This window comes from Aeromonas sp. Lyrl_2 (assembly GCF_051948815.1).
Taxonomy (GTDB): domain Bacteria; phylum Pseudomonadota; class Gammaproteobacteria; order Enterobacterales; family Aeromonadaceae; genus Aeromonas; species Aeromonas veronii.
In genome coordinates this window covers 114241-136208 of sequence record NZ_JAYJLJ010000013.1, presented here as the reverse complement: position 1 = coordinate 136208, position 21968 = coordinate 114241, and the positions used below count along the sequence as shown (strand labels likewise).

The 21968-nt window shown below is 60.3% G+C and carries 21 protein-coding genes and 4 tRNA genes; 7 read left to right on the top strand and 18 right to left on the bottom strand.

What is annotated here, in order from left to right:
- Positions 1 to 11: 11 nt before the first annotated feature.
- Both VF684_RS13280 and VF684_RS13275 read right to left on the bottom strand, forming a co-directional pair.
- On the bottom strand, positions 12 to 263 hold the full coding sequence (locus VF684_RS13280; protein WP_005333426.1) for a DinI family protein: 252 nt from the start codon (positions 261 to 263) through the stop codon (positions 12 to 14).
- Between the two features lie 74 nt (positions 264 to 337).
- On the bottom strand, positions 338 to 2764 hold the full coding sequence (locus tag VF684_RS13275) for a DNA polymerase II (RefSeq protein ID WP_279459048.1): 2427 nt from the start codon (positions 2762 to 2764) through the stop codon (positions 338 to 340).
- Between the two features lie 166 nt (positions 2765 to 2930).
- On the opposite strand from VF684_RS13275, the gene VF684_RS13270 reads away from it, so the two are divergent.
- Positions 2931 to 3425 carry a prolyl-tRNA synthetase associated domain-containing protein gene (locus VF684_RS13270; protein WP_139441121.1) on the top strand — a complete coding sequence of 165 codons (495 nt, stop codon included), beginning with the start codon at positions 2931 to 2933 and terminating at the stop codon, positions 3423 to 3425.
- Positions 3426 to 3534: 109 nt separating this feature from the next.
- Here the strand turns inward: VF684_RS13270 and VF684_RS13265 are convergent, their stop codons facing one another.
- Positions 3535 to 3663, bottom strand: a complete 129-nt coding sequence (locus VF684_RS13265; protein WP_265176784.1) for a hypothetical protein — start codon at positions 3661 to 3663, stop codon at positions 3535 to 3537.
- Positions 3664 to 3688: 25 nt separating this feature from the next.
- Between VF684_RS13265 and VF684_RS13260 the strand changes: the two genes are divergently transcribed.
- Together VF684_RS13260 and VF684_RS13255 are read left to right on the top strand one after the other, a co-directional pair.
- Positions 3689 to 4927 (top strand): GGDEF domain-containing protein, encoded by a 1239-nt coding sequence (locus tag VF684_RS13260; protein WP_139441120.1) that lies wholly within the window; start codon positions 3689 to 3691, stop codon positions 4925 to 4927.
- Positions 4924 to 5448, top strand: coding sequence for a GNAT family N-acetyltransferase (locus tag VF684_RS13255; RefSeq protein WP_139441119.1), 525 nt, complete (start codon positions 4924 to 4926; stop codon positions 5446 to 5448). The genes VF684_RS13260 and VF684_RS13255 overlap by 4 nt, the downstream gene beginning before the upstream one ends.
- A gap of 60 nt (positions 5449 to 5508) precedes the next feature.
- On the opposite strand, the gene VF684_RS13250 is transcribed toward VF684_RS13255, so the two are convergent.
- From VF684_RS13250 to VF684_RS13235, 4 genes are all read right to left on the bottom strand, one after another.
- On the bottom strand, positions 5509 to 6369 hold the full coding sequence (locus VF684_RS13250; RefSeq protein ID WP_021231339.1) for a PA4780 family RIO1-like protein kinase: 861 nt from the start codon (positions 6367 to 6369) through the stop codon (positions 5509 to 5511).
- A gap of 195 nt (positions 6370 to 6564) precedes the next feature.
- Positions 6565 to 7560, bottom strand: coding sequence for an LpxL/LpxP family acyltransferase (locus VF684_RS13245; protein ID WP_162515105.1), 996 nt, complete (start codon positions 7558 to 7560; stop codon positions 6565 to 6567).
- 150 nt (positions 7561 to 7710) lie between these two features.
- Positions 7711 to 8700: a lauroyl-Kdo(2)-lipid IV(A) myristoyltransferase gene (lpxM, locus tag VF684_RS13240; protein WP_201913596.1), complete on the bottom strand. Its 990-nt coding sequence runs from the start codon at positions 8698 to 8700 to the stop codon at positions 7711 to 7713.
- A 258-nt stretch (positions 8701 to 8958) separates the two neighbouring features.
- Positions 8959 to 9951 carry a TDT family transporter gene (locus tag VF684_RS13235; protein ID WP_201913598.1) on the bottom strand — a complete coding sequence of 331 codons (993 nt, stop codon included), beginning with the start codon at positions 9949 to 9951 and terminating at the stop codon, positions 8959 to 8961.
- Positions 9952 to 10053: 102 nt separating this feature from the next.
- Here VF684_RS13235 and VF684_RS13230 point away from each other — a divergent pair, with 102 nt between their 5' ends.
- Positions 10054 to 10959 (top strand): LysR substrate-binding domain-containing protein, encoded by a 906-nt coding sequence (locus VF684_RS13230; RefSeq protein ID WP_201913602.1) that lies wholly within the window; start codon positions 10054 to 10056, stop codon positions 10957 to 10959.
- 101 nt (positions 10960 to 11060) lie between these two features.
- On the opposite strand, the gene nfo is transcribed toward VF684_RS13230, so the two are convergent.
- From nfo to VF684_RS13205, 5 genes are all read right to left on the bottom strand, one after another.
- On the bottom strand, positions 11061 to 11906 hold the full coding sequence (gene nfo / locus VF684_RS13225; RefSeq protein ID WP_201913605.1) for a deoxyribonuclease IV: 846 nt from the start codon (positions 11904 to 11906) through the stop codon (positions 11061 to 11063).
- Positions 11907 to 12230: 324 nt separating this feature from the next.
- Positions 12231 to 12560, bottom strand: a complete 330-nt coding sequence (locus tag VF684_RS13220) for a YbaB/EbfC family nucleoid-associated protein (protein WP_005333445.1) — start codon at positions 12558 to 12560, stop codon at positions 12231 to 12233.
- A gap of 114 nt (positions 12561 to 12674) precedes the next feature.
- On the bottom strand, positions 12675 to 15215 hold the full coding sequence (gene dnaX, locus VF684_RS13215) for a DNA polymerase III subunit gamma/tau (protein ID WP_279459049.1): 2541 nt from the start codon (positions 15213 to 15215) through the stop codon (positions 12675 to 12677).
- A 172-nt stretch (positions 15216 to 15387) separates the two neighbouring features.
- Positions 15388 to 15933: an adenine phosphoribosyltransferase gene (gene apt / locus VF684_RS13210; RefSeq protein WP_005352403.1), complete on the bottom strand. Its 546-nt coding sequence runs from the start codon at positions 15931 to 15933 to the stop codon at positions 15388 to 15390.
- Positions 15934 to 16067: 134 nt separating this feature from the next.
- Entirely contained in the window at positions 16068 to 16445 is a 378-nt protein-coding gene (locus VF684_RS13205; RefSeq protein WP_064335934.1) for a YbaN family protein, read from the bottom strand.
- Positions 16446 to 16568: 123 nt separating this feature from the next.
- On the opposite strand from VF684_RS13205, the gene dusC reads away from it, so the two are divergent.
- The 3 genes from dusC to VF684_RS13190 all read left to right on the top strand — a co-directional run bounded on the left by dusC (position 16569) and on the right by VF684_RS13190 (position 18860).
- Positions 16569 to 17513, top strand: a complete 945-nt coding sequence (dusC, locus tag VF684_RS13200; protein ID WP_279459051.1) for a tRNA dihydrouridine(16) synthase DusC — start codon at positions 16569 to 16571, stop codon at positions 17511 to 17513.
- Positions 17514 to 17610: 97 nt separating this feature from the next.
- Positions 17611 to 17979 (top strand): TraR/DksA family transcriptional regulator, encoded by a 369-nt coding sequence (locus VF684_RS13195; RefSeq protein WP_019445807.1) that lies wholly within the window; start codon positions 17611 to 17613, stop codon positions 17977 to 17979.
- 161 nt (positions 17980 to 18140) lie between these two features.
- On the top strand, positions 18141 to 18860 hold the full coding sequence (locus VF684_RS13190; RefSeq protein ID WP_440174309.1) for a substrate-binding periplasmic protein: 720 nt from the start codon (positions 18141 to 18143) through the stop codon (positions 18858 to 18860).
- A 117-nt stretch (positions 18861 to 18977) separates the two neighbouring features.
- On the opposite strand, the gene yjjG is transcribed toward VF684_RS13190, so the two are convergent.
- The 6 genes from yjjG to VF684_RS13160 form a co-directional block, all read right to left on the bottom strand.
- Entirely contained in the window at positions 18978 to 19658 is a 681-nt protein-coding gene (gene yjjG / locus VF684_RS13185; protein WP_005333455.1) for a pyrimidine 5'-nucleotidase, read from the bottom strand.
- Positions 19659 to 19672: 14 nt separating this feature from the next.
- Entirely contained in the window at positions 19673 to 21172 is a 1500-nt protein-coding gene (locus VF684_RS13180; protein WP_279460544.1) for a M17 family metallopeptidase, read from the bottom strand.
- 171 nt (positions 21173 to 21343) lie between these two features.
- Positions 21344 to 21420: transfer RNA gene (locus VF684_RS13175), tRNA-Met, on the bottom strand.
- Between the two features lie 87 nt (positions 21421 to 21507).
- Positions 21508 to 21584, bottom strand: a tRNA-Met gene (locus VF684_RS13170).
- Between the two features lie 87 nt (positions 21585 to 21671).
- Positions 21672 to 21748 (bottom strand) — tRNA-Met (locus tag VF684_RS13165).
- A 93-nt stretch (positions 21749 to 21841) separates the two neighbouring features.
- Positions 21842 to 21918 (bottom strand) — tRNA-Met (locus tag VF684_RS13160).
- Positions 21919 to 21968 lie beyond the last annotated feature (50 nt).

Sequence of the window (21968 nt, the reverse complement as noted above, 5' to 3'; positions counted from 1 at the left end):
ACAGTGCGGGATCAGGATGCGACGTTCTCTTCCGGCATCCAGCTCTCGGCGTTCTCCCACACCTCCTGCACCATGGCTTCGGCCAGCTCTTTGTCTTCCTTGCTGGCACGGCTGACGGTCAGGGCCATGGCGCTGCCCGGCGCGACCCGCACATGGATGTCGGGGAATTTTTCGCCAAGCTGCTTGAGCAGCTCCTGACGCAGCGCCTCCATGGTCGAGGTCGGGATCTGATGTTTTCTGTCGATGATGATTTCAAGACGCATAGGAAACTTCTCCATGATTTATAACTGTATTTTTATCCAGTATTCATGGGAAGTAAAGTGCCAACTTGCACCAATCAGAAAAGATCCAGCTGCTGACCACAGATCCGGTCGAACGACTCGCCGATAAAGGGCAGGATGGCGTCGGCAATGGGTCGCAACTGCTTGTCGATATAGTGTTCGTAATCGATGGCACTGCGCCGGTACTCCAGCGGCTCTGGGCCATTGAGGGTCATCAGATAGGCGATGGCGCCCCGATGCTGATAGCGCTGGGGCAGACCGCGACGCAGGTTCTCCTCATCGGCCAGCCGCGCCGCCCGCACATGGGGTGGCACGTTCTTCTGATACTCCTCGAGCTTCTGGCGCAGCCGTTTGCGGTAGATGAGCAGATCGTCGTGACGACCGGCGCGAGTCTCATCCACCATGGTGCGCACATAGCCGCTGGGATCTTCATCGTGAAACACCAGCTCATAGAGGCGGGTCTGGAATTGCTTGGCCAGCATGGTCCAGTCGGTACGCACCGATTCGAGCCCCTTGAACACCAGCTGTTCACTCCCCTCGCTGGCCTTGCCAACCAGCCCCGCATAGCGCTTCTTGCTGCCCTTCTCCAAGCCGCGGATGGTGGGCATCAGAAAGCGGCGGTAGTGGGTCTCGTACTGGATCTCCAGATAGCTCGGCAGATCGAACTCGCGCTTGATCAGTGCAGCCCAGTTATCGTTGATCATTTGCGCCAGTCGCTGGCCGATCTCGTCCGCCTCATCGGGGCTGGTCTCGCGCCCCAGATGAACGAAAGTGGAGTCGGTATCGCCATAGATCACCTCGAACCCCTTCGCCTCAATCCACTCGCGGGTCTGCTGCATGATGCTGTGGCCACGTAGGGTGATAGATGAGGCTAGGCGCGGATCATAGAAACGGCAGCCCCCCGACCCCAGCACGCCGTAGAAGGAGTTCATGATGATCTTGATGGCCTGGGAGAGTGCCTTGTTGCTGGCGGCCTTGGCCCGATCCCGCGCCGCCCACAGGGTGGCGATGAGTTCCGGCAAGAAATGCCGCTCGCGGGAGAACATGGCGCCGCGAAAGCCTGGAATGGCGTGCTCGGGGTGTTGCAACCCCTCGATGAGTCCCATGGGATCGATGCAGAAGGTGCGGATGATGCTGGGATAGAGGCTCTTGAAATCGAGCACCAGCACATGGCGATAGAGACCGGGTTTGGAGTCCATCACATAGCCGCCGGGGCTCGCCAGCCCCCCGTCGGCCGGCAAATTGGGGGCCACGTAGCCGCCACGATGGAGCCGCGGCAGATAGAGGTTGGTAAAGGCCGCCACCGAGCCCCCTACCCTGTCCAGCTCAAGACCGGTGAGGGAGGCGCGTTCGATGGCAAACGGGATAAGGTGGCAGTAATCGAAGATCTCCCACACCAGCTTGCAATCTTCCAGGTTGTAGCGGGCCAGCGCCTCCTTGTCGGAGTGGAACAGCTCGGTGATCTTCTCCCCCCGATTGGCCACGTCCTCGATATCCTTGCCACGGCCGAGCAGTTCGCTCGCCACCGCATCCAGGCTGTAGCTGGCAAACTGCCAGGTGGCGCTTTTGAGGGTATCGATGCCGTCGAGCACCATGCGCCCGGGGATAATGACGTTGCCGGTTTGGGGATCGCCCCGTGACGAGCGCCAGAAGCAGAGCTCGCGCCCCCGCCCGAGCCGCAGTCGCCGCTTGTTAAGCTCGGCGCGGCGCAGCAGCAGGCGAAAGTCAAAGTTGACCACGTTCCAGCCGATAACCAGATCGGGGTCATGCAGGCTGAACCAGCTCTCCAGCGCACTCAGCAGGGCGCTCTCGTCCTCTACCCACTGGACCTGGGTGCCCCAGCTCTCGGCATCCGCTTCCGGGGTGCCGATCATGATGACCCGTGCATCCTCTTCGCTGTAGAGCCCCACCGAGAAGAGGGCCCCGTCCATGGCACACTCCACGTCCAGCGATATCCAGGAGAGGGTTGGCGTCACCGCCTGCGGCGCGCAGCGTGCCTCGTTCACCTCCCAGTAGCCCTGCTTGCCCCCCTTTTTCACCGCCCGGCCATCGAAGCGCACACCAGCGGTGATGAAACGCTCCATCAGGAAGCGCTCTGGCAGCCGGATATCCGCCTCGAAGTGCTCCAGCCCACGAATGAGCAGCAGCTCGATGGCGCGGTGAAAGGCGCTCAGGGTAGCGAAATAGCAGCCCACCACGGGGCGACCGTCGAAGGTGTGCATCGGCAGGCGGCGAAACCGTCCGCTCACTCCGGCGCCTTTGAACAGCTCGGCGGCTTCTGCCATATGGCTCTGCGGCAGGAAGAACACCGGCTCCTGCCCCGGCACCACCACCCGTACCGGCCCCTGCGCGCTCCAGAGCCACATCACGATTTCGGTGGTTGCAGGCAGCCCGTTGCGACCGCGCACGTCCCGACCATGGCGGGTCAGGATAAAACCGTCGAGGGGCGGAGTGGCGGATACGGTGGGCTGGGTTGCAGTCATGAAGCGTAAAGGGGCTGTCCGAGAATGGGACTATTGTACGTTCATACAGTGCCTGCTCGCAATCGTCACGCTGGCTGCGAGGCGGGAGTCAAACTGGTAAGCTCGATCCGGACGTTATTCCCGCCCATCCCGTTCTGACCACTCTTCGCCGACGAAAGGAGTCTTTGTGGCAATCTATTCCCTGCTGGATCAGCTGGCTATCCCCTACCAGTGCTTTGACCATCCTCCGGTGTTTACCTGTGAGGAGGCGAGCAGGCTGCTACCCGACCAGCCCGCCGCCAAGACCAAGAACCTCTTTTTGCGCGATCCGAAAAGCGAGCGGCTGTTTCTGGTGGTGAGTCCGGAGGATCACCGGGTCGACCTCAAGGCGCTGGCGGTCATGCTCGGCGTCAAGCGGCTGAGCTTTGGCTCCCCGGAGCGGCTCGATGCGGTGCTCGGCCTCACCCCGGGATCGGTGACCCTGCTCGCCATGGTGCGCGACAGGGAAAAAGCGGTAGAGCTGGTGGTGGACGAGGCCATCTGGCAGGCCGAACAGGTGCAGTGCCATCCGCTGGTCAACACCGCTACCCTGATCATCCGCCTCAACGACGTGCGCCGTCTGCTGGCCCATCTGGACAGGGAGGCCATCGTCATGCGTTTGCCTGCTGCAACCTGCGATTAGCACAACCTCTGGCGGTTGGGTGCACCCTGCCGCCAACACAACCACCTTTCACGCAGCGAAATTGACTGACAAGACAATAAAATGGCTCCTTATGCGCTGATAAATCGAGTCAGCAGTCGCCATCCTGCAAGAAGTCGGAGGTGAGCACATTCGGCCATTTAACCCATTGATAATAGGTTGGATTCATGTTGTGATCGGCCACTGCCAGCGGGCGATACCCCATCGCCTGTTCGTTCACAGGTGACTTCCCAGAGAGCCCCTTGATGCCAAGTCTGTTTTCCTCGGCCCAGTTGTTGAGTCTGGTGCTGTTCGTCACGCTGTCACATGTGGGGGTCGCCACCATTTTCGCCGCCATGTGGCACACCCATCGCCAGATCAGGGCATTGATCTACTGGTCAGCGGGGGAACTGGTTATCGCGGGGGCTTTTTGCTGCCTGCTGCTGCGCCCCCTTGAGGGAAATGCATCCCTTGCCAATATTCTCTGCACCAACCTGCTGTTGATGTCGACCACCCTGCTCTATGAACGGGGGATGCGCCACTTCTTTCGCCGTGAAGCCGATCAACTGGGCTGGCTGCTGCCCGCCGTTACCCTCGGTGGTTTCGTCCTGTTTGCCCTGACCGCCCTGCAGCAACCCCTCTTTGATGTGCATAGCCGGATCATCGTGCTCTCCGGCGTGCTCTCGCTGCAGATTGCGCTGCTTATCTGGCAGCTCTGGCGCTACCAGCGGCTGGCCCCCGTCTATCGGGTGCTGCGCTTTGCCATTCTGCTGCTCGGCCTGCAACTGTTGTTGCAACTGCTGCGGATCGCCAAACACCTCTGGCAGCCGGAGCTGGCGGCCAACTCCTTCACCGACCCGCTGCTCGGGCCTGTGATCCTGCTCAGCCTGCTCTTTACCATCGCCCGCAGTTATCTGCTTCTGAGCCTGGTCCACACCCGCCAACAGCAAGCCCTGCTGGCCACCCAGCGCAAGCTGGAGCGTCGCGCCAATCAGGACGAGCTGACCGGCCTGTTCAGCCGCCACTATTTCGAACGCCAGGTGGCCCTGCGTGCCCGCGAGGTGACGAGCCCCGGCCAGCTGCTGCTGATCGATCTGGACAACTTCAAGCAGATCAACGACCGCCACGGCCACCCCGCCGGTGATGCCATGCTGCGGGCCGTGGGTCGGGTGATCACCAATACCCTGCCTTCTGAGGGCATGGCCGGTCGGCTTGGCGGCGATGAGCTGGCCCTGCTGCTGATGGCTGACCCACAGACCCTGCCAGACTACTGCCACGCCTTGCAGCAACAGATCGCCGAGGCGACCCGGGCGCTGGCCGGTGGCCCCATCAGCCTCAGCATCGGCCTCACCTCGCTGCACCCTGACGAGGGGTTTGAAGCGGCCTACCTGCGCGCGGATCAGGCCCTTTACGCCGCCAAACAGGCTGGAAGGCAACGAGCCTGCGTACAGGAGCTCCACCACAACGAGCCGCAGCCGCTGCCGCCCTGTGCGCTCCTGTCATGAGCGCAGTGCTCGCTCTGCAGTGCCGACCGGCCAGGCTGGCAGATACCCCGGCTTACCGGCGCTATGTCACCGAATGCGCCGAGGACGGACAGCCGCTCTATCAGGTGGCGCAATTTGACCCGGACGGCTGGCTACAGAGCCTGCTGGATCACGCAGAAGGGTGCAACTTGCCCAGTGGATACCTGCCGACCACCACCTATTTTGCCCTCGATGGCGAGGAGATCATCGCCACCCTGCGCCTTCGTCACGGTGACAATGAGGCAACCCGCCAGTGGCTGGGTCATATTGGTTACGAAACCCGCCCCTCTCGCCGTGGCGAAGGGGCTGCGACCGTGCTGCTGCGCTGGGTGCAACAACAGGTACTGGCGGCGCCGGTACTGATCTGCTGTGACCAAGACAATCTGGCTTCCCGCAAGGTCATTACAGCAGCCGGTGGCGTGTTGCTGGGACGGCGCTTCCATCCGGGGGATCGCAACTGGCTAGAGATGTATCAGCTAGCCCCCGGCCCCAGCCGACCATAGCCGCAGCAGTAATAAAAAGAGCGCCCCGAAGGCGCTCTTTTTGCGAACGTGGCAAGACCGTTAGTAGCTGTCTTCCTGCTCCGCCTTCATCCGGGCCTGACGGGCATAGGCCTCCTCCTCGGCGCTCTCAATCTCCTGCAGCACCGAATCGAGATCGATGGCGGCGCGGCTCTCTTCAAAGTGACCGGTCAGCTCGCTATCGGGGGTGAGTTTGCCATCTTCAAACAGCGCCCACATCTCCTGGGCATAACGGGTCTTGAGCAGCTCGGGGGCATACATGCCATAGTAGTTGCGCATATTGTTGACGTCCCGCTCCAGCATCGCCTTGGCCTGGTTGTTGGCGGCGGCATCCACCACCTGGGGCAGGTCGATGATGACCGGGCCCTGTTCATCCACCAGCACATTGAACTCGGAGAGATCGCCATGGATAAGACCGGCGCAGAGCATGCGCACCACGTAACGGATCACCTTGGCATGGTCGATGACCGCCTGCTCGGGGGTAAGCGCCACATCGTTGAGGCGCGGCGCGACATTGCCATCCTCATCGGTGATAAGTTCCATCAAGAGGACGCCATCAAGGCAGACATAGGGCTGCGGCACCCGCACACCGGCCGCCGCCAGCTTGAACAGGGCGTCGACCTCGGTGTTCTGCCACACCTCTTCATGCTGTTTGCGTCCGTACTTGGAGCCCTTCTCCATGGCGCGAGCGCTGCGGCTGTTACGCACCTTGCGCCCCTCCTGATAGACCACGGCCTGCTTGAAGCTGCGCTTGGACGCCTCTTTATAGACTTTGGCGCAGCGGATCTCGTCGCCGCAGCGCACCACATAGACGTCGGCCTCTTTGCCGCTCATCAACCGGCTGACGACCTCATCGACCAGGCCGTCATCAACCAGAGGTTGGATTCGATTTGGAATTTTCATGGCCGCCCTTTTACCCTATTTCCGCTCTCGAAGATAGCTCCGCGCACGCTCACCTGCCTCTCCCTTTCATAAGACACCCTGTTATCCCCTGTTTGCGCTGTTTTTGTCCACCCGTTCGCCTTAAAAACCACCAGCAGCAGACCAAATACGAAAGGCGCCTGTGCCAACAAAAATGGCCCGCAAGCGGGCCAATTTTCAAGGTTCGGGCGGCAAGCCCTGACGAATGCGCTGGATCCCCGCTTCATAGAGGCCGTCATCCCCCTCCTGATGCTCCAGGGTTTCGAAGATCTTGAGAAACCACATGTACTGCTCGGGATGGCGCGCCACCTGCATCTCTACCACCCGGTTCATGGCATTGACGTCTGCCAGCAGATCGGCGGTGGGATAAGGGTCAAACGGCGGCTCGATCTCCAGCAGATAGCGCCCCTCATCCTCGTCATAGCTGGCGAAGATGGGCACCGCTCTGGCACCGGTCAGCTTCACCAGCTTGGGCAAGGCTGGCAGGGTTGCCTTGGGGCGACCAAAAAAGGGAACAAACACACTCGCCTCGCGGCCGTGATCCTGATCCGGCAGGTAAAAAAAACTGGCGCCGGCGCGGATCGACTTGATCGCCGGTTTGATCCCGGCGCTGCGCTCATAGACCTTGCCCCCTTTGGCCCGCTCGCGGTTGATGTACCAGTCGAACACCTCATCTTTCGGGCTCTTCATCATGGTGCACATCTCGATGCCCATCATGGAGAAGTAGCGGCCAATCATGTCGACCGCCCAGGTATGAGGCACCACCAGGATCACCGGACGGCCCGCGGCTTGCTCCGCTTGCACATGCTCCCAGCCGGTGACCTTGATGCGGCGGGTCAGCCGCGCCTTGCTGCGCCAGCTGAGCTCGCCAAAGCCCATAAAGGTCTTGAGCCCGACCCGGATCGATTTGAGTAGCAGCGCCTGCCGTGCAGCGGCATCCAGCTCGGGAAAGCAGATCTTGAGGTTGGTATCGGCGATATAGGCCTGCTTTTTCGAAAAACGCAGCAGGGTTGGAGAGACCAGGTCGGCAAAGCGATCCCTCAGTCTCGCGGGGGTAAATGCCAGCAGGGAAAGCAGGCCCAGCGCACACCAGCTGCCCCACCATTTGGGATGCAGCAGGCGGCTATGAAATGAGGTATCAAATACCGGATCTAACGCAGACATGGCGGCCATCAAGTCATCAAAAACAAACGGTTATTGTAGTTATCCTGACATTTTTTTCTACCCTGGGGAGGCAGGCCATCGACCCGCAAGGCACTGATCAGACTAGTTATCATAAAAAATGGCCCACCTGGGGCCATTTCAATCAATCCAAATTCTGTGTCAACCGTGGGGCGACAATCCCTTGCGGATCCGCTGGATCCCCGCCTCGTAAAGGCCATCCAGCCCCTCCTGATCCTGACGGGTATCGAAGATCTTGAGGAACCACATGTACTGGCCCGGATGGCGCATCAGCTGCTGTTGCACCGTGTCGTTCATGCGACAGGTATCGGCCATCACATCCTCGGTGGGATAGTTGTCGAACGGTGCCTCAATCTCCAGCCGGTAGCAGTGATTCGCTTCGTCATAGCAGGCGAGCAGCGGCACCGCCTTGGCGCCACTGACCTGCACCAGACGGGGCAAGGCAGGCAGGGTCGCTTTGGGATAGCCAAAGAAGGGGGCGAAGATGCTCTTCTCGCGGCCATGATCCTGATCCGGCAGATAGAAGAAGCTGCGACCGCTCTTGATGGTCCTGATCACCGCCTTGATCCCGGCGCTGCGCTCATAGACGCGGCAGCCGTTCTTGGCTCGTGCACGGTTGAGGTGCCAATCAAACACCGGATTGCGCGCCCGTTTCATCATGGTGCACATCGGCACCCCGCGCTGGGTAAAGCAGTAACCGGCGGCATCCACCGGCCAGGTATGGGGCACCACCAGGATCACCGGACGGCCGGCCGCCCGCTCCGCCTCGATATGCTCCCAACCGATCACCTGCATCCGGCTCATCAGATAACGCTGACTGCGCATGGTGAACTCGCCAAATCCCAACAGACTCTTGAGGCCGACCCGGATCGAGGTCAGTGCAATGGCATCCCGCTCTTCCGGGCTCTTGTCCGGGAAGCAGATCTCCAGATTGGTTCTGGCGATATAGATCTGTTTTTTCGAGATACGAAACACCAGCGGTGCCAAGGCTTCGGCCAAACGGTCGCGCAATCGCACCGGCACAAAGGCGAGCAGCATCAGCACACCGAGCGCCAGCCAGCTGAACCAGTAGCGGGGATGCAGAAAACGGGCTTCAAAGGAGGAGTCAAATACGGGATCTTGGGACGACATGTATTGGGGTCGAGCGAAAAAGTGGTGCTGCATTGTAGTCGTCCTGACAGGTAATACCAGTTAAATCCATGGCAAATAGCCCGCCACGGGCGCCACATCAAAAAACCATAAAAAAATGCCCCGCACTGCGGGGCATTTTGCTCGTTACACAACAAGGGTGGAGGCTCTTTGTCCATCCATCGTATGACTGGTCGTTTATCCCGTCGCTCTCGGAGCGCACTGCTTATCCATTTCCCGATGTCACATCTTCTTCAAGACTTAACGGTGAGCACCCTGGCGGGCCATGCCGTTGTTCATTTCTGTATCACGCTGCGGCAGAAAAAACATCAGGTAACGCAGTGCCACATACCCGACGATGACGGTAGCCACCCCCAGCTCGAAGTGGGCCAGCAGTCTGATCTGCTCGACGTAGTGACTGCCTTGCGCAAACCCTTCAACCAGATGGGCCACTTTGAACAGAGCGGTGGCACCGATCACCAGCGGGAAGGTGAAGGCGGCATAACCCGGCGAAAAGGGCAGACGCAGCAGTTTGATAAAGGCCAGATAGATGATGCCGGTCATCAGGATGGCTATCCCCAGCAGCACAGCCACCAGCAGCAGTGACGGCTCCTGACTGACGGTCAGGTAACCGGCAAGAGAGAGGCTGGCAGGGGCCGCCAGAATGGCGATGGTCGGTTTGGCGGCATCCGGCACTTCATGGCTGAAGAGCAGGCGATAGAGCATCAGCGGCAGCATCAGGCCGTAGCAGATGATCCCGAACCAGAGCAGACCGTTGGCCAGCGGGGCAAATTGACCACCCGGGAAGGCGACGTCAGCCACGATGATCCCCACCGGCGGCACGAACCAGCTCGGCACCATGTGGTGGATTTCAAACTCTTTGGCGCGATGCCAGATAAAGGTGGCCAGGAACAGCAGGTGAACCGCCACGGCAAACAGCCAGAGGGCCTCGCCCGCTTGCGGCGCAATCATACCGAGCGCTTTGGAGACCACCATGGTGCCCATGGCATAGGTCGGAACCACACTGCCCACCACGGGGTGAGCGAGATCCTGCAACAGCAGGCGGGGGTGAAGCAGAAACTTGAAGGTCAGGATCACCAGCAGCACGGCCGCAATGGCAGCGCCCAGCAGTTGCATCCGGCCATCGAAGTGACCGGCATTTTCCCAACACCAACCAAGGCTGGCGATGCCCAGCGCCAGACCCGCCATGGGGGTTGGGGCGGCAGCCAGTGATTTACGGGTTCTTGCGATCATGATGACACCTTTCTATTGATGACTATGGCGATAGGATAATAGCCCCTTATCGTTTACGATATCTAAATGAATTAAATCAATCATTCAGGAAAACCAAACACGATGAAACTGACCCTGCAGCAGCTGAAAGTGTTCGCCACCATTGCCCGCTATGGAAACCTTGGCCTTGCCGCCAACGAGCTCTGCCTGAGCAAGGGGGCTGTCTCCCAGTCGCTGCAGGAACTGGAGCGCCAGCTCTCCACCCCGCTGTTTGACCGCATTCACCCCAGATTGCAGCTCAACAACGAGGGGCGCCTGCTGCAACCGGCCGCCGAAGAGCTGCTGACCCGGATGCAGGATATCGAGAACCTGTTCAGCCCCGATGCCGAGCCGAGCGGCCAGCTGCGCCTTGGTGCCAGCCAGACCATCGGCAACTACCTGCTCCCCACCCTGCTCGCCAGCAGCAAACAGGAGCTGGGACTCCCCCCCAAGGTGACCATCAACAACACTCACCTGCTCTGCCATGCGCTGGCCAACTTCGAGCTGGATATGGCACTGATCGAGGGGGAGAACCACCACCCCGACCTGCTCGCCGAACCCTGGCTGCAGGACGAGATGCTGGTGGTGGCGCCACCCGGTCACCCGCTTGCCAACAAGAAGGAGCTCTCCCTCTCCCGTCTGGGGGGCGAGACCTGGGTATTGCGTGAAGCACAATCGGGCAGCCGCGAGCAATTTATCCAGCAGATCCAGCCCGAGCTGCCCCGCTGGCAACCAGGGCTTGAACTCAACACTCTGGAGGCGGTAATGCTGGCGGTGGAGAAGGGGCTGGGGATCTCCTTTATCTCCCGGCTGGCGGTCTCTGATCGGCTCAAGGATGGGCGACTGGTCGCCCTTCCCCTCACCCGCCGCTTCCCGCGCCAGCTCTCCCTTATCTGGCACAAGCAGAAGTACCACTCCGCCTCCCTGCGCCACTTTATCCACTTCTGCCGGGCTCAGATGAACGATGCCGAGGCGATCAGCCCGGCGTAACGCCCGACCAGAGCGCCGCTGGCAGGCCAACATGCCAATGGCAGAAACGCAAAAAGCAGAGAGGGAGCCGCGGCTCCCTCTCTTTATCCAGAGAATCTGGTCTACGCCTGTTGCAGCGAACGCAACCAGCTGATCTCCTCGCCCCAGATGGACTCATCGATGGTCTCGAGGATCAGCGGAATGCGATCGAAGCGATCATCATTCATGATGTGGTGGAACACTGCCTCCCCCAGATTGCCCTCCCGCAAGCTGTGGTGGCGATCGACACGGCTACCGAAGGTGCACTTGGCACCGTTGATATGCATCCCCTTGAGATAGTGAAAACCCACCGTGCGGTCGAACTCTGCAAAGACGGCAGCGCAGCTCTCGGCAGTGCGCAGATCATAACCTGCGGCAAATGCGTGGCAAGTATCGAAACAGATCCCGACGCGGCTCTTGTCCTCCACTCCCTCGATGATGGTGGCGAGGTGCTCGAATGACCAGCCGAGGTTGGTCCCCTGCCCGGCGGTATTTTCGATTACCGCCGTCACCCCTTCACTGCGCTCCAACGCCCAGTTGATGGACTCGCTCACCAGTTTGAGGCTGGCCGCCTCGGGTATTTGCTTGAGATGACTCCCGGGATGGAAGTTCAGATAACAGAGCCCCAGCTGCTCGCAACGCTTCATCTCGTCGAGAAACGCATCGCGGGATTTGGCCAGACCATCGGGATCCGGGTGGCCCAGATTGATGAGATAGCTGTCGTGGGGCAGGATCTGCTCCGGCAGAAAACCGGCCTTGTCACAAGCCGCCTTGAAGGCACGGATGGTGGCATCCGACAAGGGGGCGGCCTGCCATTGACGTTGATTCTTGGTAAAGAGGGCAAACGCGTTGGCCCCGATGGCCTGGGCGCGGGCGATGGTATTCTCCACCCCGCCGGCCGCACTGACGTGGGCTCCGATATATTTCATACAATCTCCTCAATACGGCAAGCCGCCATTATGCCGCTCCCGCCCGGCCACGCCAAACCGGGATATCCGATAGCGGGTATCGACAAATAGCAGCGCCACCTTGGCGAATCGAAGCACTGCGTTTCATGGCGTAATCGGCCTGCACTGTAGCAACCGATCCGCAGAAGGGATAGTTAGAGCCCGTCCACGCCAGCATGGCGCCCATAAAAAAACGCAGCGTATCGCCGAGCAATAACGCTGCGTCTTTGGGTCTCTCGGCCGTCTCCCTTGCCGTGGCCCGAATGGCTAGCGACAAGGGAGCAAGAATGCGCGGGGAGAGTCGTCTTAGAAGGGCATCTTGAAGCCTGGCGGCAGTTGCATGCCACCGGTCAGTTCGCCCATCTTGGCCTTGTTTTGCTCTTCCACACGACGCACGGCATCGTTGCAAGCGGCAGCAACCAGATCTTCCAGCAGCTCCTTGTCATCTTCCATCAGGGAGGGGTCGATCTCGATGCGACGGACGCTGTGGCTACCGGTCATGGTGACTTTGACCATGCCAGCACCGGCTTCACCGGTCACTTCCATCTGAGCCAGCTGCTCCTGCGCCTTCTGCATACGCTCTTGCATCTGTTGGGCCTGTTTCATCAGGTTCCCCATTCCACCTTTACCAAACATATGTCGTCTCTCGTCTTGAAATCCGGCATCCAGCGCCGGGCTGTGGGCTTGTCTGTCCTAGATGGGGACAGCCAAACTGCTTTTCAACCGGAAGCAAGCTCCCGGCCACGGAATTTAGCGGTTGAGGGGCTCGATGCTCTCGTGATGAAGCACGGCACCAAACCGCTGAACTAAAAACTGCACGTTGGGATCCTGCTCTAGGTCCCGGGTCACCTGCTCGCGCACCCCGAGATAAAGGCGGTGTTCGATCTCGAGGGGGGTCTCCTGGTCAGGCACCACACCGAGCGTCACCTCGACCTGCACCGGTTGCCCCAGCGCTGGTCCAATGATCTCGGCCAGATCGGCGCGCGCCTTGTCGCTCACCAGATGGCGCTGCTCGGGTTTGAGGGTCAGTAACACCTTGTCCCCTTCTCGCGTCATCACCGAGTTGATGGCCAGCTGGCGCAGCCGCCCACCCACCTGAGTGTGGGCAATCAGCTCGGCCCAAGGGTCGCCGCAACCATTGAGTAGCGAGGAGGGGATAAGGCGAGTCGCCTCTCCCTCTTGCGGCTCGCTGTCGCTTTCGAGCTCATCCCAGTCGATGGTCTCCATCACAGGCTGAGGGGGTTCGCTCTGCGTCACAGGGGCAGCAGCCACTGCCGTGGTGGCAACGGGCGGCTGGGTCGCTGGGGTGGGCGTCACCGCTGGCGCCGCAGCGCTGCGCTCACCGGGTCGATAGCTCGGCTGCCCGTCGAGATCCCAGGGTGGCAGATCGGTTGGCTGGGCCGGAGCCGTGACAGGGGCGTGGCTCATCACCGGAGTCTGCTCGGCAAAGCCCTGATTGAGGTACTCTTCGTATTCCCCGTTGTCACCCTGCGGCTCGTAACTGTCGCTATAGAGATCCACTGGCGGCAGATCATCATAGTGACCCATCGCCGCTATCCCCTGCCCGGTCGGTTGACTGATCGGGGCTGGCTGTTGGGCGACGACCGGTGCAGCAGCGGGCGCGACAGGACGAGCTGGCGCAACCGGCACTGCGCGCGGCGCGGGCGCCGCTGGGGCATCCTGACCACGCTGGCGGCTGCGCAGCATGTTTCGCTTGCCAAGCAGGCTTTGCATGCTCGACACCGCTGAAACAGCTTCAGGTGCGCTAACCGGCGCGGTTGTCGGTTCGAGCGCGGGCTCGATGCTGGCAGTCAGCGGCTCGCCATGGGAATAGTCGGTATCGGCTGCGGCAGGCGCTCGATCATCCGCATCTGCGGGCTGTGCGGCTGAGTGCGCAGACACATCGGGCTGCACACGTGGCAACGCGGGCTCGGGTTGATACCCCATGCCCGCGGCTTCGCGCAGCAGTTCATCCTGCTGGCTGAACAGCTCGGCGGCTTGCGCCTCCTCCTCGCTGTCGGCGGGATTGCCGATGTCATCCGTCATCGCAGGCAGGGAGACATCAACCGCGGGCACGGCGCCGCTGATCGGAGCCAGTGCGGCCGATTCAGCGGCCGGGCGCTTTCCCGGCAAGGTGCCAACCGGCGTTGCATTGCTCATCATTGACGGGGGCAACGCGGTGAGGCTGGCCGGATGCAGGGCATCACGCCTTGGGGAGAAGGCGAGCATTCGCAGGCAGGTCATCTCCAGCGCGGTGCGGCCATCGGGAGCCCAGGGAAGATCTTTACGGCCACCCAGCACGATCTGGTAGCAGAGCTGCACCTCTTCCGGGCTCATCGCCTTGGCCAGTTGCAGCAGGGAATCAGCATCCGCCCCCTGCTCCTGCACGCTGGCAGGCAGCAGCTGCGCCATGGCGATGCGATGGAGCAAGCCTTCCAGCTCGGCGTGGAGCTGATCAAAATCGGGGCCCAGGGTGGCGATCTCAGTGATCTTGGCCATGGTCGCGGGGGCATCTTGCCGCAAAATGGCTTCCAGCAGCTGGTGCAGATGGCGGTGATCGAGCGTGCCCAGCATCGCCAGCACGCTCTCGAGGCGCACGCTGCCGTTACCGTGGGCCAGCGCCTGATCGGTCAGGCTCAGGGCATCGCGCATACTGCCGTCCGCGGCTTTGGCCAGGGCCAGCAGGGCGCGGGGTTCGAAGGGCTGCCCCTCCTGATCCAGCACCCATTCGAGCTGCTTGGCGATCTGGGTCTGATCCAGACTCTTCAGATGAAACTGCAGGCAGCGCGAGAGAATGGTGATCGGTAGCTTCTGTGGATCCGTGGTGGCCAGCAAAAACTTCACATAGGGAGGCGGCTCTTCCAGGGTTTTCAGCAGCGCGTTGAAGCTGTGGCGCGACAACATGTGCACTTCATCGATGAGATAGACCTTGAAGCGGCCACGGGCCGGGCGGTACTGCACGTTGTCGAGCAGCTCACGGGTATCTTCCACCTTGGTGCGCGACGCCGCGTCAATCTCCAGCAAGTCGACAAAGTTGCCCTGATCGATCTCGCGGCAGGTATCGCAGACGCCGCACGGGTGGCTGCTGATCCCCTGCTCGCAGTTAAGGCTCTTGGCCAGAATACGGGCGATGGTGGTTTTGCCGACGCCGCGGGTACCGCTCAGCAGATAGGCGTGATGCAGCCGTCCCTGATCCAGGGCGTTGGTCAAGGCGGCCAGCACATGTTGCTGGCCTACCACTTGTTCAAACGTATGGGGGCGCCATTTACGCGCCAGAACCTGATAGCTCATAAATCCATCATGCAGGGAAGACAGGGCATTGAGGCCGGATGCTAACACAAATGGCGGGCTGGCTGTATCGGCTATCGGTGAGAGCGGGAGGGATCGCTTGATTTTCAAACCGATGCCCACAAGGGCACCGGTTCAATGCAGGCCCGATGCAGAGGATCGGGCCGAAGAGGCATTACTCGCCGGCCAGCTCGACCAGTGAGACTACCTTGATGCCAGCAGCAGTCAGGCGGGCATCGCCCCCCAGAGACGGCAGGGAGATGATGAAGGCCGCATCGGCCACTTCACCACCGGCACGGCGGATCAGCTTGACGGTCGCATCGACGGTACCGCCAGTCGCCAGCAGATCGTCCACGACCAGCACCTTGTCACCGGGCACGATGGCATCGGTGTGCAGTTGCAGGGTGTCGGTACCGTACTCGAGGGCATAGGACTCCTCGATCACTTCGCGCGGCAGCTTGCCCGGCTTGCGGACCGGCACGAAGCCCAGTCCCATGGCATAGGCAACCGGTGCGCCAAAGATGAAGCCGCGGGCTTCGGTGCCAACAATCTTGGTGATCCCTTGATCACGATAATGATTGGCCAGCAGATCGATGGTGGCCTTGAAGGCCTCGGCGTTCTCGATCAGGCTGGTGATGTCACGAAACAGAATGCCCGGCTTCGGATAGTCGGGAATGGTCTTGATGCTTGCTTCGATAAATTTCAGGGTTTCCGGATTCATGTGTTGACCGCTTATTTTTTTGACCCAGGGGTGGCCATTTTTTCTCAATTCCCTTCTGCGGGAAATAAAAAAGCCTGTCACGCAAAAATGACAGGCCGACTCCATAGCATTATTGCTGCAATAGCTTAGGGACTTCACTTCACCATTGCAACTGGCTCCAGCACCGGCAGGCGCATTAACCAGGTGAGCAGGATCACCATTATGATAACCAGCAACCCCTTGACCCACAGCAGTGGCACCACCGCCAGCGACACCGAAAAGGTGAGCAAAATGAAGATAATGGCGCGCCGTCTGGCCTGACGACGAATGCCGCGATACTGCTGCCAATCCACGATGGGCGGGCCAAACCAGGGATGGGTCAGCAACCAGCGATGAAAACGGGGCGACGAGCGGGCAAACAGGGCGGCAGCCAGCAACATGAAGGGGGTAGTCGGCAACAGCGGCAGCACAATGCCCACGATACCGGTGGCAAATGCCAGCCACCCGAGCGCCATCAGACACCAACGCTTCATTCCTTCTCCTTGCGTGATTTATCTCCCTCTAGCCTAACAGAGTTTGAGCGGGTGCTGACAGCTGGCCGCAACCCCACTACAATCTGCGCTCTTTTTTCTTGCCACTCTCGTCGGAAAGCCGTTATGCGCGTTATTTTGGCCCCCATGCAGGGGGTACTGGATCACCTGATGCGGGAGGTACTCACCTCCGTCAATGATTACGATCTCTGCGTGAGCGAGTTTATCCGGGTCGTCGATCAGCTGCTGCCCACCAAGGTGTTCTACCGCCTCTGCCCTGAACTGCTGCAAGATGGCAAAACCCGCGCAGGCACCCCGGTGCGGGTACAACTGCTGGGGCAACACCCCGAGTGGCTGGCCGAGAACGCCGTGCGCACCATCGAGCTGGGCTCCCCCGGCGTCGATCTCAACTTCGGCTGTCCCGCCCCTACGGTCAACAAGAGCAAGGGCGGTGCGGTGCTGCTCAAAGAGCCCGAGACCATCTACCGCATCGTCAAGGCGGTGCGCGAGGCGGTGCCCGCCCATCTGCCGGTGAGCGCAAAAATTCGTCTCGGTTACGATGACAAGGAGCTCTATCTGGAGAACGCCCAGGCGGTCTTCCAGGGGGGCGCCAACGAGCTGGCCGTTCATGCCCGCACCAAGCGCGAAGGCTACAAGGCACCCGCCCACTGGGAGTATGTGGATGCCATTCGCCGCGCCCTACCCATCCCCGTCACCGCCAACGGCGAGATTTGGGATCATAAAGATGCCCTCGCCTGCGCCAGGGTCTCGGGTTGCGATGCCCTGATGGTCGGGCGCGGCGCCATCTCCCTGCCCAATCTGGCCAACGTGATGAAAACCGGCTGCCCGCACATGAGCTGGGCCGAGGTGCTGCAGTTGATGGTGAGCTATACCGAGCAGGATCTGGCCAGCGAAAAAGCCGACTACTACCCCAGCCGCATCAAACAGTGGTTCAGCTATCTCAAGCGGGAATATCCCGAAGCGGACCAGCTGTTTCAGGAGATCCGGGTGCTCAAAGAGACGGATCCGATCCGCGATGCCCTGCTGCAAGCAGCCAAAAGCCACAGCTAACCACGTTTAACTTGACGCATATCATCTTGATAGAGTTATCGGATCCCTATACTGCCCCGAATCTGTCGTCTGTCCTGTGGGGGATAATGTGTGTGAAATGACGCAAGCACAGTTGACTGTCTGGCGTAATCGCCTGCTGTCAGACTGGGCCCAAGTACGAGAAACGCTGATCGGTCAGCTCAAAGCCTGCCGCCGTGACGAGTGGGCCGAACAGGTCGGTCACTGCGAGCAGGATCAACTGGTGGAACTGACCAGCCGGCTAGATCTGCCGAAGGTAGAGCAGAGCGTGGCCCGCCTCAAGCGGATCGACGCGGCACTCTGCCAGATGGATCTCGGCCTCTATGGCCTCTGCTCCGATTGTGAAGAGCCGCTTTCCATCGAACAGCTGGAACAGGATCCGACCCTGCAACGCTGCCCGCGCTGCGAAGCCCGCTATCGCAAGGGATTCCACGCCCACGAACTGTGAGGGATGCACATCTGTGCATCCGCTCAACCCTCAGCACTGGTTACTCCGTCGTTCCTGTCCAATACTCAACCGTATCAGCCTGTTCGAGGGTATGCGTTGTGTACAGACTCTTGTTGTTATGGTGTTTGTGTTGCCAGGCTACGGCACAAGAGTCATTGGTCGTGGGCTGGGTCGACTGGCAGCCCTTCAGTTATCGCAATGAACAACAACAGCTCCGCGGACTGGATGTGGAGCTGCTCAACGCCATCTTCCTGCGTGCCGGTTATCAGGCCAGATTCAGTGAAATGCCCTGGGCTCGCGTGTTGCACGAGCTGAAATTCGGCACGGTTCAACTGGCCATGTCAGCCAATATCACCGCCGAGCGCCAGCAATATGCCCGCTTCAGCCACCCCTATCGGGAAGAGGAAACGGCCATCGTCATCCGTCGGCAAGATGCCGAGCGCTGGCGCGGGATCACCACCCTGGAGCAGTTGATCAACACCCCTGACTTTCATATCGGGGTGCTCAAGGGCTTTGATTACGGCAATACCTTCCGCCAGTTGATGGCAAGGCCCGAGCTGCAGCCCCGTTTGCAGATGCGCCTGCGGCTGGATCAGCTGCTGAAGATGTTGCAAGGGGGACGGATCCAGGAGTTTATTCTGGATCCCCACGGACTGCAGGAATGGCAGGATAAGGATGAAGTGCAGGATCAGCTGCATACCCTGCTGCGTATCGAAGTCACGCCGGTTCACCTGATGCTGAGCAAAGAGAGCACTACTGAGGCGCAACTGCAGCGGATCAATCAGGCTATCGATCAATTGAAACAGAGTCCCGACTATCAGCAGATCCTCGATCGCTACCAGTTCAGATCCCTGCATTCACAGGAAAACTCTCATAAGTAAGGGGAGCATCAGCTCCCCTTACTGTCTCAAGCAAACCCAATCCTGTCTCAAACAACCCTGGTTGCAACTTGCCAGGACGATTTGGTCACCGATAACGTGATGGATTAAGCCTGGCTATCAGCGTCCCAGCACAATATCGGCAAGGTGGGCGAAGTGGTGGATTTCGTGGGTGGCATCGCACTCGCCCGCTTGCCGCGCCGGGTTGTACCAGCAGGTCGCCAGCCCCTGCGCCGCCGCCCCGGCAATATCGGTTTTCGGGTTATCCCCCACCATCAGCACCCGGGCCGGATCTGGCTGCCCCATCAGGGAGAGGGTGTGCTGAAATATGGCTGGCGCCGGCTTGGTCACCCGGATCTCGTCGGAGATCACCAGCGGCTCGAACCACTCACTCCAGCCCAGTTTGCCGAGCCGCCCCCGCTGAGGCACGCTGAAACCATTGGTGATGATCCCCATCCGCACCTTGCTGCGCAGCTGCTGCAGAGTCTCGACCACCCCTTCAAGAGGCATGCTAAGGGCAATGATCTGCTCCAGAAAGGTGTTGTTCATCGCCATGGGATCGGCGGCGACCTGCTGGGCAAAGAGGGAGAAGCGGGTCTGCTGCAACGCCGTTGCATCGATCTCGCCGTCGTTGTACTGCTGCCAGAGCCCGTGGTTGAGGGCGTGGTACTGCGCCATGCTGGCGTCATCAGCCTGTACGCCATAGATCTGCAGAGTGTGCGTCAGCGCAGAGGCGACCGGAAAATCGAGCAGGGTTTCATCCAAATCGAACAGCACCCAGTCATAGCTTGGTTGTTTCACAGAACTCCTTGTTATCATTCAGATTGTTCAGAGGTTTGGCGACCAACTCTGCCAAGCGGGCTGGCCAGCAGATCCAGCGTGAGGCGCACGCCAAAGCCGGTCACTTCGCTGGAGACCACCCCATTGCCCCCCTTGTTGCGAAAACCGCTCAGGTCGAAGTGCAGCCAGGGGGTCTGCTCGGGCACGAAGTGGGCGAGGAAACGGGCCGCATCAATGTGATCCGGAGAACTGCCCGGCGCACACTGCAACAGATCGGCCCACTCGCTTTCGATGTTGTCGTCGTAATCGTCATCAAGCGGGAAGGGCCAGACTCGTTCACCGCTGCGCTGACCCAGATTGACCAGCGATGTCATCCATTCGCTGCGATTGGTAAAAACGCCGCTGTAACGGCTACCCAGCGCCCGTTTGCAGGCCCCGGTCAGGGTTGCGTAATCGAGCAGCAGATCCGGGGTATCCTGCACCGCCATTGCCAGGGTGTCGGCCAGTACCATTCGCCCTTCGGCGTCGGTATCGACCACCTCGATGGAGGTGCCATTGATGGCGGTCACCACCTCGCCAGGACGATAGGCATGAGGGCCGATATGGTTCTCGGCAATGGCCAGCCAGCAGTGTACCTCGTAGGGTAGCTGAGCCCGGCTGATGGCGTAGAGGGCCCCCAGCGCCACCGCGCTGCCCCCCATGTCCAGATGCATGCCATACATGCTGCCGGAGACCTTGAGGTTGTAACCGCCAGAGTCGTGACAAATCCCCTTGCCCACCAACGCAATGCGGCGCACCGGCTTGGGTGGATAGTAGCTGAGCTTGACCATGGCCCCCTGATTGTCTTCCGAGCCACGAGCAACGGCCAGAAACGCCCCCGCCCCCAACTCGGCCAGCTGCGCCTGATCATAGTGATGGCACTGCCACCCCTCATCTTGCGCCAGCTTGCTGACAAACTCGCGATAGCTGGCGGCCGTCAGCTCGGAGGCAGGTAACACCGCCAGATGGCGAGCCAGCCCGTTGCCCCCCGCTTCGCTATAGAGGCGCGCCAAGTCCAGCACCACCGCGGGTGAAACCTTGATCTGCTGATAGCTCCAGCTGCTTTCACTGCGGCGCTTGCTGGTGGGCAACGAAATATTGGCCGCAAGCAGGGCCGACAACATCACTTCGGCCAGCATGACTCGCTCGGAGGGGGAAAAACCTTCCAGATGCAGCCCGAGCCGCTCCACATTGAGCCCAGAAAGAGGAGCAATCCAGCCTCTGATCTGTTTATAGAGGCGGTGATCCCGCGTCACACTGCCGGCCACAAACATCACCTGCAACAGGGTATTGCCATGCATCAGGGTAAAGGGCGCTTTTTTCCCCAACGCAAGCTGGGTCTGGAGACCCGCAAGGGCGGGGAGCGAAAGCAAGGACTCCTTCTGCTCTTCGGCGATCAGCAGCAGTTGCAACGGCAGCCCTTGGGCAAGGGCTTCGGCCACCGTGGCATCCCGGCTTTCAATAGCAGGAGGAAGATAGGTGAAGGGAGTGATCACAGGCGCGTGCCTCATCCATGAAGAGATACCTGATGATACCCAACAAATGGTTGATACGACCAGTTTTGGTCTTGAAAAAGCGTCAGAAATAGCAGCAATCACCAGATGGTGACGAGCATCAAGACGGATTGTTCAATGGTTGGCAATACAGGAAGGGAACTTTCAGAAAGTTGGTTGCGGGGGCCGGATTTGAACCGACGACCTTCGGGTTATGAGCCCGACGAGCTACCGAGCTGCTCCACCCCGCGTCCGAATTGTCACCCTCAAGCCGAGCAGTAGCTTGGTGGCGTTTGTCTGCTTTCGACTGTTTACACAATCGCAGGCTGACGAAAAGTTGGTTGCGGGGGCCGGATTTGAACCGACGACCTTCGGGTTATGAGCCCGACGAGCTACCGAGCTGCTCCACCCCGCGTCCGAATTGTCACCCCCGAGCCGAGCAGTAGCTTGGTGGCGTTTGTCTGCCTTCGACTGTTTACACAATCGCAGGCTGACGAAAATTTGGTTGCGGGGGCCGGATTTGAACCGACGACCTTCGGGTTATGAGCCCGACGAGCTACCGAGCTGCTCCACCCCGCGTCCGAATTGTCTCGAAGTGGCTGAGCAGTAGCCAGTTCGATTTATCCTTTACCATCAACCGGTTACACCGGTTTGACTGGTCAGGATATCAGATGGTTGCGGGGGCCAGATTTGAACTGACGACCTTCGGGTTATGAGCCCGACGAGCTACCGGGCTGCTCCACCCCGCGTCTGAGGTCGCCAATAATAGGCGCCAGCGCACAGATTGCAAGTAAATATC

What these genes read in the sequence shown, in the direction of transcription:
- VF684_RS13205 (WP_064335934.1), bottom strand. Translation starts at nt 16,445, where the DNA reads ATGAAGCGTTGGTGTCTGATGGCGCTCGGGTGGCTGGCATTTGCCACC.
- VF684_RS13230 (WP_201913602.1), top strand. Translation starts at nt 10,054, where the DNA reads ATGAAACTGACCCTGCAGCAGCTGAAAGTGTTCGCCACCATTGCCCGC.
- VF684_RS13235 (WP_201913598.1), bottom strand. Translation starts at nt 9,951, where the DNA reads ATGATCGCAAGAACCCGTAAATCACTGGCTGCCGCCCCAACCCCCATG.
- VF684_RS13275 (WP_279459048.1), bottom strand. Translation starts at nt 2,764, where the DNA reads ATGACTGCAACCCAGCCCACCGTATCCGCCACTCCGCCCCTCGACGGT.
- nfo (WP_201913605.1), bottom strand. Translation starts at nt 11,906, where the DNA reads ATGAAATATATCGGAGCCCACGTCAGTGCGGCCGGCGGGGTGGAGAAT.
- VF684_RS13245 (WP_162515105.1), bottom strand. Translation starts at nt 7,560, where the DNA reads ATGGCCGCCATGTCTGCGTTAGATCCGGTATTTGATACCTCATTTCAT.
- VF684_RS13280 (WP_005333426.1), bottom strand. Translation starts at nt 263, where the DNA reads ATGCGTCTTGAAATCATCATCGACAGAAAACATCAGATCCCGACCTCG.
- apt (WP_005352403.1), bottom strand. Translation starts at nt 15,933, where the DNA reads ATGAATCCGGAAACCCTGAAATTTATCGAAGCAAGCATCAAGACCATT.
- VF684_RS13195 (WP_019445807.1), top strand. Translation starts at nt 17,611, where the DNA reads ATGACGCAAGCACAGTTGACTGTCTGGCGTAATCGCCTGCTGTCAGAC.
- lpxM (WP_201913596.1), bottom strand. Translation starts at nt 8,700, where the DNA reads ATGTCGTCCCAAGATCCCGTATTTGACTCCTCCTTTGAAGCCCGTTTT.
- VF684_RS13260 (WP_139441120.1), top strand. Translation starts at nt 3,689, where the DNA reads ATGCCAAGTCTGTTTTCCTCGGCCCAGTTGTTGAGTCTGGTGCTGTTC.
- VF684_RS13250 (WP_021231339.1), bottom strand. Translation starts at nt 6,369, where the DNA reads ATGAAAATTCCAAATCGAATCCAACCTCTGGTTGATGACGGCCTGGTC.
- VF684_RS13220 (WP_005333445.1), bottom strand. Translation starts at nt 12,560, where the DNA reads ATGTTTGGTAAAGGTGGAATGGGGAACCTGATGAAACAGGCCCAACAG.
- dusC (WP_279459051.1), top strand. Translation starts at nt 16,569, where the DNA reads ATGCGCGTTATTTTGGCCCCCATGCAGGGGGTACTGGATCACCTGATG.
- VF684_RS13255 (WP_139441119.1), top strand. Translation starts at nt 4,924, where the DNA reads ATGAGCGCAGTGCTCGCTCTGCAGTGCCGACCGGCCAGGCTGGCAGAT.
- dnaX (WP_279459049.1), bottom strand. Translation starts at nt 15,215, where the DNA reads ATGAGCTATCAGGTTCTGGCGCGTAAATGGCGCCCCCATACGTTTGAA.